The 13,935-nt window shown below is 49.4% G+C and carries 8 protein-coding genes; 7 read left to right on the forward strand and 1 reads right to left on the reverse strand.

Features of this window, described 5'->3' with window-relative positions; genetic code table 11:
- The first annotated feature begins 3 nt into the window (after positions 1-3).
- From ACOMHB_RS13875 to ACOMHB_RS13900, 6 genes are all read left to right on the forward strand, one after another.
- Positions 4-1,092 (forward strand): microcin C ABC transporter permease YejB, encoded by a 1,089-nt coding sequence (locus ACOMHB_RS13875; RefSeq protein WP_448217052.1) that lies wholly within the window; start codon positions 4-6, stop codon positions 1,090-1,092.
- Position 1,093: 1 nt separating this feature from the next.
- Entirely contained in the window at positions 1,094-2,146 is a 1,053-nt protein-coding gene (locus tag ACOMHB_RS13880; RefSeq protein WP_422133750.1) for an ABC transporter permease, read from the forward strand.
- A 3-nt stretch (positions 2,147-2,149) separates the two neighbouring features.
- Entirely contained in the window at positions 2,150-3,751 is a 1,602-nt protein-coding gene (locus ACOMHB_RS13885; protein ID WP_448217053.1) for an ABC transporter ATP-binding protein, read from the forward strand.
- A 151-nt stretch (positions 3,752-3,902) separates the two neighbouring features.
- Positions 3,903-5,825, forward strand: a complete 1,923-nt coding sequence (locus tag ACOMHB_RS13890) for a PrkA family serine protein kinase (protein ID WP_448217054.1) — start codon at positions 3,903-3,905, stop codon at positions 5,823-5,825.
- A 17-nt stretch (positions 5,826-5,842) separates the two neighbouring features.
- Positions 5,843-7,114 carry a YeaH/YhbH family protein gene (locus ACOMHB_RS13895; RefSeq protein WP_448217055.1) on the forward strand — a complete coding sequence of 424 codons (1,272 nt, stop codon included), beginning with the start codon at positions 5,843-5,845 and terminating at the stop codon, positions 7,112-7,114.
- A gap of 2 nt (positions 7,115-7,116) precedes the next feature.
- Positions 7,117-8,625: a SpoVR family protein gene (locus ACOMHB_RS13900; protein WP_448217056.1), complete on the forward strand. Its 1,509-nt coding sequence runs from the start codon at positions 7,117-7,119 to the stop codon at positions 8,623-8,625.
- A gap of 45 nt (positions 8,626-8,670) precedes the next feature.
- Here ACOMHB_RS13900 and ACOMHB_RS13905 read toward each other — a convergent pair whose 3' ends face one another.
- On the reverse strand, positions 8,671-10,107 hold the full coding sequence (locus tag ACOMHB_RS13905) for a glyceraldehyde-3-phosphate dehydrogenase (protein ID WP_422133755.1): 1,437 nt from the start codon (positions 10,105-10,107) through the stop codon (positions 8,671-8,673).
- 327 nt (positions 10,108-10,434) lie between these two features.
- Between ACOMHB_RS13905 and mfd the strand changes: the two genes are divergently transcribed.
- Positions 10,435-13,878, forward strand: a complete 3,444-nt coding sequence (gene mfd, locus ACOMHB_RS13910; RefSeq protein WP_448217057.1) for a transcription-repair coupling factor — start codon at positions 10,435-10,437, stop codon at positions 13,876-13,878.
- Positions 13,879-13,935 lie beyond the last annotated feature (57 nt).

A 13,935-nucleotide genomic window follows, 5' to 3' on the forward strand; every position in this document is an offset into this window, starting at 1 on the left:
ATTATGAAAAGCTATATTCTACGCCGTCTGGCGTTAATGATTCCGACACTGTTTGGCATCCTGCTTCTGAACTTTGTCATCATTCAGGCTGCACCGGGTGGCCCTGTTGAGCAGATGATTGCCAAACTGGAAGGTTTTGAAATCAATGCCACCAGTCGCATCGGAGGTTCCGGCAGTGCCGAGATTCAACAATTGAGTGTGGACGAATCCGGTGAGTATCGGGGACGGCGGGGACTGGACCCGGAACTCATCAAAGACATCGAAAAGCTTTACGGTTTTGACAAACCCGCCTACGAGCGCTTTATACAGATGGTTGTCAACTACGCTCAATTTGAATTTGGCGACTCCTTTTTCAGGGATGCGAAAGTCATTGACCTCATCAAGGAAAAGTTACCTGTCTCAATCTCTCTGGGTTTATGGAGCACACTGCTGATTTACCTGATCTCCATTCCCATGGGGATTCGAAAAGCAATAAAGCACGGTAGCCACTTCGATGTCTGGACCAGCGCTGTTATTACCACAGGCTATGCCATTCCCAGCTTTCTGCTGGCCATCCTGCTTATTGTTCTGTTTGCCGGTGGCAGTTACTGGAACTTCTTCCCACTGCGCGGGTTGACTTCGGAAAACTTTGATCAACTCAGTCTGATCGGCAAACTGGCAGATTACGCCTGGCATATGGTTCTCCCGGTTTTTTGCATTGTTATTGGTGGTTTTGCAACATTAACGATGCTGACCAAAAACTCTTTTCTCGATGAGATTCATCGCCAATATGTGCAGACAGCCCGCGCCAAGGGTCTGGATGATAACCAGGTGCTGTACGGACATGTTTTCAGAAACGCCATGTTGCTGGTGATATCCGGATTTCCTGCGGCCCTGATTGGCATACTGTTCACCAGCTCATTGCTGATTGAAATTATTTTTTCACTGGATGGACTGGGCCTGCTCGGCTACGAAGCCGCCATTAATCGCGATTACCCTGTGGTCTTCGGATCCCTGTTTATCTTCACTCTCATAGGCATGGTGGTAAAACTGCTGGGAGATCTGACCTACATGCTGGTCGACCCAAGAATTGACTTCGAGGCGAGGGACTAATATGGCATCGTCTCAAAGCATAAAACCTTCCCGTATAAGCCCGCTCAACCGGCGACGCTGGCAAAGTTTCAAAAGTAATCGGCGGGGCTATTACTCACTCTGGATTTTCGGTTTCCTGTTTTTCACCACGTTATTTGCCGAGTTCATCGCCAATGACAAACCCCTTCTGGTGTATTTCAAGGGTGAAATCTATACCCCCATTTTACATATCTACCCTGAGACAACCTTTGGTGGTGAATTTGAGCTGGAAATGGATTACCGTCAGGACTACGCAAAAGAGTTGATCGAGCCCCATGGCTGGATGCTCTGGCCTCCCATCCATTACAGCTACGACACCATCAACTATGCCCGCGTTGCTCCGGCGCCTCCCACGCTCGAGAATCTGCTGGGCACCGATGATCAGGGCAGAGATGTATTGGCAAGGGTTATTTATGGTTTCAGAATATCCGTACTTTTTGGTCTGATTCTGACGCTGTTCAGCTCTGTCATAGGGGTTGCCGTAGGCGCCATACAGGGATTTTATGGCGGACGAACTGATCTTATAGGACAACGATTTATTGAAGTCTGGTCAGGTATGCCCAGCCTGTATCTGCTGATCATTCTTTCCAGCTTTGTCGAGCCCGGCTTCTGGTGGCTGCTGGGTATTATGCTGCTGTTTTCATGGATGGCACTGGTGGATGTGGTCCGTGCCGAATTTCTGCGTGGTCGAAACCTTGAATATGTCCGTGCAGCCAGAGCCCTGGGGATGACCGATAGCCGATTGATGTTTCGTCACATTCTGCCCAACGCCATGATTGCAACAGTCACCTTTATGCCCTTTATTCTGACCGGAGCCATCACCACCCTGACTTCTCTGGACTTTCTGGGTTTTGGTCTGCCAGCCGGATCGCCTTCACTGGGTGAGCTGATCGCCCAGGGTAAGAATAATCTTCAAGCGCCATGGTTGGGCATTACAGCCTTCATGGTAATGTCAGTGATGCTGACCCTGCTTGTGTTTATCGGGGAAGCCACCCGCGACGCTCTGGATCCACGCAAATACGTTACAGGTCACTAAGCGATGACAAGTTCCCTGCTCCAAATCAAAGACCTGAAAGTCCGCTTCAATCAGAGCGGTGGCAGCAGCGATGCGGTAAAAAACGTCAGTTTTGAACTGTTTCCCGGAGAGACGCTGGGTCTGGTGGGTGAGTCCGGCTCAGGTAAATCCATTACAGCTCTGAGCATACTGCAACTGCTTCCTGAAAATGCCAGTCACCAGGGCGAGATAGTGTTTGCTGGCAAAAACCTGTTGGCTCTGTCAGAAAGAGAAATGCGAGGCGTTCGGGGTCATCAGATTGGTATGATTTTCCAGGAGCCCATGACCGCTCTCAATCCACTGCATACCATAGAGAAGCAGATCTGCGAAGTTCTCAGTCTGCATCTGGGAATGCGCCCTCAATCTGCCAGTCAGCGGGCTTTGGAGCTGCTTGAACTGGTGGGCATTCAGGAGCCCGCCAAAAAGCTTTCAGCCTATCCTCACGAATTGTCCGGTGGCCAGCGCCAAAGAGCCATGATTGCCATGGCACTGGCCTGCGAGCCAAAGGTCCTTATCGCTGATGAGCCCACCACGGCACTGGATGTCACCGTCCAGAGGCAAATCCTGACACTGTTGGCAGAGTTGCAGCAGAAAATGGGTATGGCTATTTTATTTATCAGCCATGACCTCAACCTGATCCATCATGTTTCCCATCGAATTTGCGTCATGAAAGATGGAGAACTGGTGGAAACCGGTGCCACAGAAGCGGTTTTTAATCAGCCAAAACATCCTTATACGACAGAGCTGCTCAATGCTGAGCCTTCAGGGGCTCCTGCTCCTGTCTCTGATGAGCAACATAAGATTATCGAAGGGCAGGACATCAGGGTCTGGTTTCCAGTCAAAGCGGGATTCTTTCGAAGAACGGTTGACCATATCAAAGCCGTCACCGATCTTTCCATCTCAGTTGCAAAAGGTGAAACACTGGGTATTGTCGGTGAATCCGGTTCTGGAAAAACCACATTGGGCATGGCCCTGCTGAAGTTGCAGGAAAGTCAGGGCCAGATCTACTTTGAAGGTGAAGCCCTCCACCTCCTGAACCAGAAACAGTGTCGTCCATACCGACGACAGATGCAGGTTGTTTTTCAGGACCCCTATGGCAGTCTGAGTCCGAGAATGACCATTGCCGATATTATTGGTGAAGGACTCGATATCCACCAGCTGGCCAGCGACAGTGAACGGGACGATCTGATCATAAAAGCCATGGCAGAAGTCGGTCTTGACCCTCAATGGCGACACCGTTATCCCCATGAGTTTTCTGGCGGGCAGAGACAGCGTATTGCCATAGCCAGGGCCCTGGTTCTGAAACCCGGACTGATTATTCTTGATGAGCCTACTTCAGCTCTGGACAGGACTGTCCAGTCTCAGGTTATTGAGCTGTTGAGAGACCTGCAGAAAAAATACAACCTGAGCTATATTTTTATCAGCCATGACCTTGCTGTAGTGAAAGCTATGAGCCACAGGATTCTGGTGATGAAAGACGGTGAGATTATTGAGCAGGGATCAACTGAACAGATCTTTCACCATCCGCAAACAGGATACACCCGCGAGCTGCTTGAAGCCGCCTTCGAAAGTCATCAGCGGCGCTGATTCCTGACAGGAAAAACAGTCTGCATTCTGAGAGTATTTCATCGTTCTTTTATGAAGAAGATGAAATACTTCACTCCCTGATTCATTGTCATCACTGGCTTTTCAACTATCTTCACTTCACCTGCAGACGAATCCCGTCGGAGTAAGCAGCATGTCCCTGTTTGAACATTACCAGCAAAGATATGACCTGACCCAGGAAGAAGAGATGAGCCTTCAGGCTTTCCTGGAACTGTGCAAGAATGAACCCGGAACCTACGCCAGCGCCGCCGAGCGTATTCTTGAGGCAATTGGTGAGCCGGAGCTTATCGATACTTCCAGAAACCCGAGGCTCAGCAGAATTTTCTCCAATAAGCTGATCAAACGATATCCGGCGTTTGATGGCTTCTTTGGTATGGAAGAAGCCATTGAACAGATTGTTTCTTACTTCCAGTACGCCGCCCAGGGACTGGAAGAGAAAAAGCAGATTCTCTACTTGCTTGGCCCGGTGGGCGGTGGTAAGTCTTCTCTGGCAGAGAAACTGAAGGAACTGATAGAAAAAGTACCCTTCTATGCCATCAAGGGGTCACCGGTGTTCGAATCACCGCTGGGTCTTTTCAACCCGGAGCAGGACGGAGAGCTGCTCGCGAAAGAATTCGGTATACCCGGCCGCTGTCTGCGCTACATTATGTCCCCATGGGCTGTTAAGCGCCTCGAGGAATACAAGGGTGATATCAGCCAATTCAGAGTCGTCAAACTCTACCCTGACCGACTGAAGCAGATTGCCGTTGCCAAAACCGAACCCGGCGATGAAAACAATCAGGATATTTCCAGCCTGGTGGGCAAGGTGGATATACGACAACTGGAAGAGTATTCCCAGGATGATCCGGATGCCTATAGCTTCTCAGGGGCACTTTGTAGAGCCAATCAGGGCATTATGGAATTTGTCGAAATGTTCAAGGCGCCGATCAAGGTACTCCACCCTTTACTGACAGCCACCCAGGAAGGTAATTACAACAGCACAGAAGGTCTTGGCTCAATTCCTTATGAAGGCATAATTCTTGCCCACTCGAACGAATCGGAGTGGCAGACATTCAGAAACAACAAAACCAATGAAGCTTTCATTGATCGCGTCAATATAATCAAGGTGCCCTACTGCACCCGCATGAGTGAAGAGATAAAAATTTATCAGAAGCTGCTTGAGCACAGCTCTCTGAACAAGGCGCCCTGTGCCCCGGACACATTGCGGATGCTTGCTCAGTTCAGCGTCCTGTCCCGAATTGTAGATCCGGAGAATTCTTCCATTTACTCGAAGATGCGGATTTATGACGGCGAGAATCTCAAAGACACCGATCCCAACGCCAAATCGCTCCAGGAATACAGGGATGCCGCTGGCGTTGACGAAGGCATGGAAGGATTATCAACCCGTTTTGCTTTCAAGATTCTCTCAAAGGTCTTTAATTTTGACCCTACCGAAATAGCAGCTAACCCGGTTCACCTGTTGTACGTTCTTGAACAGCAGATTGAACAACAACAGTTCCCTGAAGCGTTGGAAGAGCGTTACATCGGCTTTCTCAAGGAGTATCTGACGCCAAGATACGTTGAGTTTCTGGGTAAGGAAATACAGACGGCGTATCTGGAGTCCTATTCTGAGTATGGCCAGAACATATTTGATCGCTACATTACCTACGCGGATTTCTGGATTCAGGATCAGGAGTTCAGGGACCCGGATACCGGGCAGATTCTTGACCGTAAGGCACTGAATGATGAGCTGGAAAAAATTGAGAAGCCAGCGGGCATAGCCAACCCGAAAGACTTTCGCAACGAAGTGGTGAATTTTGTGCTCAGGGCCAGGGCTGACATGCAGGGCAAGAATCCCATCTGGCTCAGTTATGAGAAGATGAGAGCCGTGATTGAGAAAAAGATGTTCTCCAACACAGAAGATCTGCTGCCGGTCATCTCATTCAATGCCAAGGCTTCTCATGACGACCAGAAGAAACATGCCGACTTTGTAGACCGCATGGTCCAACATGGCTACACCGAAAAGCAGGTCAGGCTGCTGTCTGAATGGTACATCAGGGTCAGAAAGTCCCAGTAGCCCGGCAAGTGACCGTCATGAGTATCATCATTGATCGACGCCTGAACAGCGGCAAAAAAAGTACCGTCAACCGTCAACGCTTTCTGCGACGGTACAAAAACACCATCAAAGAGTCTGTAAAGGAGCAAATCAACCAACGCTCGATTACAGATATGGAGCGTGGTACGGATGTCGCTATTCCCAGGAAGGATGTATCAGAACCGGTCTTTCATCATGGCGATAATGGTCGCAGACAACATGTTCATCCCGGCAACAAAGAGTTCCACACAGGTGACAGGTTCAAGCGCCCAGAGGGTAGTCAGGGTCAGGGGGCAGGTGAAGGCGAAGCCAGTCATCAGGGTTCGGGCATTGATGACTTTGTCTTCCAGATCAACCGGGATGAATTTCTTCAGTATCTCTTTGAAGATCTGAAGCTGCCCAACCTGATCAGGAAAAACCTGATGGACACCACCGAATACTCTCTCAGGCTCGCCGGATTCACCCTGTTTGGCTCTCCTGACCGGTTGAATGTCGTGCGTTCACTCAGGGCCGCTAATGCCCGCAGAATTGCCCTTTTTGGCAAGGAACGCAAATTGATCAGGGAGTTGAAGCGTCAACTCAGGGAGCTTGAGGTACAACCGGGTGGTCGTGACAGGGAGAAGGAAGAGGAGCTGCGCAATCAAATCACTGAATTAAACAAAAAGCTGCGTCGGTTGCCGTTTATTGACGACTTTGATCTGCGCTTTAACAATCTGGTGAGGGTGCCACAACCTTCCAGCAAAGCCGTTATGATCTGTATCATGGATGTCTCGGGTTCCATGACCCGTGAGATCAAGGATATAGCCAAACGATTTTTTCTTTTGCTTTACCTGTTTCTGGAAAGAAATTATGAAGCCACTGAAGTGGTTTTTATAAGACATCATTCCCAAGCACGAGAATGTAACGAACAGGATTTTTTTTACGCCAGGGAAACGGGAGGTACCATTGTCTCTTCAGCACTGGTGCTAGCCAGGCAGATCATTGATGATCGTTATCCATCGGCAAAATGGAATATTTATGTTGCCCAGGCCTCAGATGGCGATAACTGGGACAGCGATAACCCACTCTGTCATGACGCCATTACCCGGAAGCTTCTGCCTCTGGTCCAGTATTTCGCCTACGTAGAAATCGCCAACCGGCATCAGAACCTCTGGCATACCTACAAAGACATCGAAAAAAACTTCAGTGAACAGTTTGCCCAGCAGCAGATTCGTGACCAGAGCAATATCTATCCGGTCTTCCGACGTCTTTTCGAAAAGAAAGTGGAATAGCCATGACTCGCCAGTACCTTTCAACCGGTTCCGAATGGACCTTCGAATTGCTTCATGCTTATGACAGGGCCATTGGTCAGCTGGCAGAAAAATTTAAGCTTGATACTTACCCGAACCAGATCGAAGTCATTAATTCGGAACAGATGATTGATGCCTACGCTTCAGTAGGCATGCCCCTGATGTACCATCACTGGAGTTTTGGCAAAAAATTTCTCACCAACCTTCAAAACTATCAGCGCGGCCACATGGGCCTGGCCTATGAAATCGTCATAAACTCTAACCCCTGCATTGCCTACCTGATGGAAGAAAATTCCATGGCCATGCAGGCGCTGGTGATTGCCCATGCCTGTTATGGTCACAACTCTTTTTTCAAAGGCAACTACCTCTTTCGCCAGTGGACCAATGCAGACTCGATTGTCGATTATTTATTGTTTGCCAGGAACTACATTTATCAGTGCGAAGAGAAATACGGTGTGGATGCCGTTGAAGAGATGCTTGATGCCTGTCATGCGCTGATGAACCAGGGGGTCAATCGATATATGCGCCCTTCTGCTATTTCTGCAGAAATGGAAAAAAATCAGGCACGGGAAAGAGAAGAATATATCCAGAGAAATATCAATGACCTCTGGCGTACGGTCCCGACCAAAAAGGAAGACCCTGCCAAATTGAGAAGACGTTTCCCTCCGGAGCCGGAAGAAAACATTCTCTACTTTATTGAAAAAAACGCCCCACTGTTAAAAACCTGGCAGCGGGAACTGATTCGAATTGTCCGTAAGATAGCCCAGTATTTTTATCCTCAGCGACAGACCCAGGTCATGAATGAAGGCTGGGCCAGCTTCTGGCATTACACACTGATGCATCAGCTCTACCGGGAAGGTCTGATAAACGAAGGCTACATACTCGAGTTTCTGCATTCCCACAGTAATGTCGTGTTTCAGCCGGATTTTGATGATCCACGCTATTCCGGCATTAATCCTTATACCCTGGGCTTTAATATCTACCGGGACATTCGCCGGATATGCGAGCAGCCTACTGAAGAGGACCGGCTCTGGTTTCCTGACCTGGCGGGCAGTGACTGGCTGAAAGCTATCCATCACGCCATGGTTCAATACAAGGACGAGAGTTTTATACTCCAGTTCCTTTCACCCAAAGTGATGCGGGATATGAAGTTATTTTGCATTGATGACGACCACAAAAAAGCCTTCCTGGAAGTCAGCGCCATACACGATGAGTCAGGTTACAAAGCACTCAGGGAGGCATTGTCCAATCAATACAATCTGGGTAATCAGGAGCCTAATATCCAGGTTTATGATGTTGATGTAAGAGGAGACCGCTCGCTGACCCTGATTCATTCCATGCACCTGGGTCAGAACCTTCACGCAGGAACTGCTATGGAAATTCTCAAACACCTGCACCTGCTATGGGGGTTTGACGTACGGTTGAATTCCGTGGACGCTAAAGGTGTGGTACAGCACAGTTACTGTACCTCGGAAATACACTGCACCCCCTGAAAAAACTCATCAGATGAGCTTTTTCAGGACGATGACTAATGCCTGTTATTGAAGAGGCAGGGTCTTGTGGTGATTACCGGTCATGTGTTGCAGAATACGATTGACCTGGCAGCTGTAACCAAATTCGTTGTCATACCAAACGTAGAGTACGCAGCGGTTGCCATCAACAATGGTGGCCTGACTGTCAACAATACCCGCATTACGGTTACCGACAAAGTCACTGGATACCGCTTCAAAAGAGGTCACGTAATCGATCTGCTTCTTGAGATCAGAGAACAGCGCCATCTCGCGGAGATAGCTGTTAAGCTCTTCAACGGTAGTGTCTTTGGACAGATTCAGGTTCAGGATAGCCATGGATACGTTGGGAGTCGGAACCCGAATGGCATTACCGGTCAACTTACCCTGTAACTGAGGCAGCGCCTTTGAGACGGCCTTTGCAGCTCCGGTTTCAGTGATCACCATGTTCAGGGCAGCACTGCGACCACGGCGGGAACCTTTATGGTAGTTATCAATCAGGTTCTGGTCATTGGTGTAGGAGTGAACGGTTTCCACATGGCCATTCTCAACACCAAATTTGTCGCAGATCGCTTTCAGTACGGGTGTGATCGCATTGGTGGTACAGGATGCAGCAGAAATAATCTGATCTTCATCATTGATGATGTTGTGGTTGACACCAAACACAACATTTTTCAGATCGCCCTTGCCCGGGGCAGTCAGCAGAACCCTGGAAGCTCCGTTAGACTGAAGGTGTTGACTCAGACCTTCCTGGTCACGCCATACACCGGTATTGTCTACGATGATAGCGTTGTTAATACCGTAGCTTGTGTAGTCGATGGAATCCGGAGAGTTGGCATAGATAAACCGGATCGCCACACCGTTGGCGTAGATGATATTGTTCTCTTCATCCACACTGATGGTGCCATTGAATGAACCGTGGACCGAGTCACGTCTCAGCAGACTGGCACGCTTTTGCAGATCGTTTTCCGCTTTGCCCTTGCGAACGACAACCGCTCTCAAATTCAGGCCGGAACCACCTGCTCGTTCAACAAGAATTCGAGCCATGAGTCGACCAATACGACCAAAGCCGTAGAGAACGACATCTTTATCGTCATGGCCATTGCCATTCTTGCCATCCACGAGCCCGGAGACCTGACTGCGAACGTACGCTTCCAGGGTTTGCTTGCCTTCACTTTTTTCGTAGCCGGATGCCAGCTTACCAATATCAATTCTGCCCGGAGCCAGATTCAGCTTGCTCAGCAATTCAATGACAGGGAATGTCTGACGGACACACAGGGCAGAACCTTCCACCTGACGCACGTATTTGTGAGATTTAAGGATGTCAATCACAGAACGGTTGATGATTGAGCGGCCATAGATCGAGGTCACAACGTTGTTTTCGCGATACAAGCGGCCGATCAATGGAATCATGGATTCGGCTAAGGCTTCACGTTCTCTCCAGTCCTGAAAATGGTCTTTTCCCACGGTTCCAATCCTGTAATTTTTATGCACTCAAGGCTGTCAATCAGCTCAAGGCTGTTTACTTCTGGCAGACTGTCACCCGAAAGCAACCGACAGGTTACCTCAAACAACATAGGTCTACGTTTTTTGGCCTTTCGGCTCAGGGGCTATTATCCAGAGTTCACCCCCACTTGGCAACAAAGTACAACAAACTTTAACACTGCGTCCAATCACTCTTCGACTTTACAGGCAATTGTTGGTGCGCTAGTGCATGGTATCTGTTGCTCCGAGCAGCTACAATTGCGGATCTAGCGTATTAAGAACAAGTCACCTTTCATGTCGCAGGCCAACTTGAAATCATCTTCTTTCCAGCTTCCAGAGACTCCGGGGCATAAAACCTTCTGGGGTCATTTAAGCCAGTCAACAAGCTCATACGCCATAGCCAGTGCCGCCCGGTCAACCCGCAGGCCGCTTCTGGTTATTACCCCGGATTCCGCTCATGCCAATGCCCTTGAAGAAGAACTGAATTTCTTCCTAAAAGGTGATCGGTCCACCCGGATTCTGCACTTTCCCGACTGGGAGATACTGCCCTACGATGCTTTTTCTCCCCATCAGGACATCATTTCCCAGCGGCTGAAAACCCTGTATCGACTGCCTCGCAGCGAAAAGACCCTGCTGATCATCTCGGTTTCCACCCTGCTGCACCGACTCTGTCCCCGGGATTATCTGGAATCCAACTGTCTGGTTTTGAAGCGGGGTGAAACCTTTGTACTTGCCGAGAAAAGGCAACAACTGGAACAGGCGGGTTATCGTTGTGTTGAAACAGTCTACGAGCATGGTGAGTTCGCAATTCGGGGGTCACTCATGGATATCTTCCCCATGGGTTCCGATACCCCCTACCGGATTGACCTGTTTGATGATGAAATCGATACCCTGCGAATTTTTGATCCGGAAAGCCAGCGCTCCATAGAACAGGTTGATCATATAGAACTGCTTCCAGGTCATGAATTCCCAATGGACAAGACCTCCAGAGATCGCTTCCGCAGTCTGTTCAGAGAAGCGTTTGATGTGGATCACCGTGAGTGTCCCGTGTATCAGGACATAGGACAGGGAATGGCAAGCCCGGGTATTGAATATTACCTGCCCCTGTTTTTCGAAAAGACAGCCACGCTGTTTGATCATTTGTCCACTGACACAACGATCATTCAATATCAGGGCGTGCAGGAAGCGATTGAACACTTCTGGCAGGATCTGACGGATCGCTACGAAAACCGGAAAGTCGATAAACACCACCCGCTTCTGCCTCCCGCAAAGGTTTTAATGCCTTCAGAAGAAATCAACCGGGCTCTGAAACAATACCCGCGTATTATCCTGTCAGCTGAGCATGTTGATGCCCCGGACAGCTTCAACCTTGATCACCAGTCATTACCTGAGCTGACCCTGAATGCCCGAGCCGACCACCCTTTAAAGCCTCTTGAAGACCTGATCGAGTCAGGACCAAGGGTTCTTCTGGTGACCGAGAGCGCGGGTCGCAGGGAAGTCCTGCTGGAAATGCTGGCCCAGTCCGATATTCGCCCCGATACATTCAACAGCTGGGATACCTTCCTGAGCAGAAAAGAGACGCTGGGGATTACCCTGGGTACTTTAGCATCAGGATTCTTTCTCAAAGATCTGAATATTGCCCTAATTCCGGAATCCCTGCTTCTGGGCCAGAGAGTTATGCAGCGCCGCAGGCGAAAAGGCGATACCCAGACCGATACCGATCAAACCATCCGTAACCTGACCGAGCTGAGAGAAGGTGCTCCAGTGGTCCATATTGATCATGGCGTAGGACGCTATCGTGGTCTTCAAACCCTGTCCGTTGATGATCAGGAAACCGAATTCCTGACCCTGGAATACGCCAGCGAAGCTAAACTCTACATTCCTGTCGCTTCTCTGCATCTTATTGCCCGTTACACCGGCACGGATGATGAGCTTGCTCCTCTGCACCGTCTTGGCAGCGAACAATGGTCCAGGGCTCGTCGCAAAGCGGCTGAGAAGGCCAGAGATGCTGCAGCGGAGCTACTGGATATCTACGCCCGACGAGAAGCCAGAAAGGGCTTTGCCTTTTCGGCACCGGATCAACAGTATCATGCATTCACGGCCGGCTTTCCGTTTGAGGAAACACCGGACCAACAGCAGGCAATTATCAATGTCATAAAAGACATGTCTGAGGGTAAACCCATGGACCGACTGGTCTGTGGTGATGTCGGTTTTGGCAAGACAGAAGTGGCTATGAGAGCAGCCTTTCTGGCAGTCCAAAGTGGCAAGCAGATAGCGATCCTGGTCCCGACCACCCTGCTGGCTCAGCAGCATTACGAAAGCTTTCGTGACCGTTTTGCCGACTGGCCCGTTGAAATCGACGTAGCCTCACGTTTCAAATCGGCAAAGCAAATTCAAGGACTCAGGGAGAAAGTCGCAGAAGGCAAACTGGATATCATTATTGGTACCCACAAACTGATTCAGGGTGATTTCAAGTTCAAAAATCTGGGCCTGTTGATTATTGATGAGGAGCACCGCTTCGGAGTCAGGCACAAGGAAATGCTGAAATCCCTGCGTTCCGAAGTTGATATTCTGACTCTGACGGCTACCCCGATCCCACGGACACTTAATATGGCAATGTCGGGTATTCGCGACCTGTCAATCATAGCCACGCCACCTGCACGACGGCTGTCAGTTAAAACCTTTGTTCGACAAAACGATCAATTACTGGTCAAAGAAGCCATTCTGCGTGAGCTATTGCGCGGCGGTCAGGTCTATTACCTGCACAACGAAGTTTCCAGTATCGAGAAAGCGGCTGCTGATTTGCGGGAGCTTATTCCTGAGGCACGTATTGCCGTCGGTCACGGTCAGATGCGTGAAAGAGAGCTGGAGCAGGTCATGTCCGACTTCTATCACAAACGACATAATATCCTGGTCTGTACTACCATCATTGAGACAGGTATTGATATACCGAATGCCAATACCATTATCATCCACCGATCGGACAAGTTTGGCTTGGCACAATTGCACCAGTTGAGAGGTCGGGTCGGTCGATCTCATCATCAAGCCTATGCTTATCTCTTGACACCTTCACCAAAATCCATGACCAGGGATGCTCTGAAAAGACTGGAAGCCATTGCCGAAGCCCAGGACCTGGGAGCTGGCTTTATGCTGGCATCCAATGACCTGGAAATACGGGGAGCGGGTGAGTTGCTGGGTGAAGATCAGAGTGGGCAGATTCAGAATGTTGGCTTTACACTCTATACCGAAATGCTTGAGAAAGCAGTGGAAGCGATCCGAAAAGGTGAAACACCGGACCTGGACAAACCTTTACAGCAAGGCAGCGATGTGAACCTGCGGTTACCCGCACTGCTTCCGGAGGACTATATTCATGATGTTCATAACCGACTGATTCTCTATAAACGAATTGCTGCAGCGAAAAACGACGAAGATCTGAAAAACCTTCAGGTTGAACTGATTGACCGATTCGGCCTGTTGCCGGAACAGACCAAGAACCTTTTTCGGCAGACCCGTCTCAGGTTAAGAGCCGAGAAAATGGGTATTATCAAAATTGATGCCGGTGCCACCAGTGCCCGAATCGAATTTAACAGTCAACCGGACATTAACCCCATTGCCATCATTCAGCTGATTCAATTTGAGCCGCACCTATTCAAACTGGAAGGTAGCAGCGTGTTGAAGTACAGTGGCTCCATGGAAAAAGGCGAAGCACGATTCAAGCTGCTTGAGCAACTATTGGATCGACTGGCCCCATAAGAGTGAGAAGCAGTCATGCGTCTTTTCGATCAATGTCTGCTTCATACGGCTCTGAGT

This window comes from Endozoicomonas sp. 2B-B, from assembly GCF_053470045.1.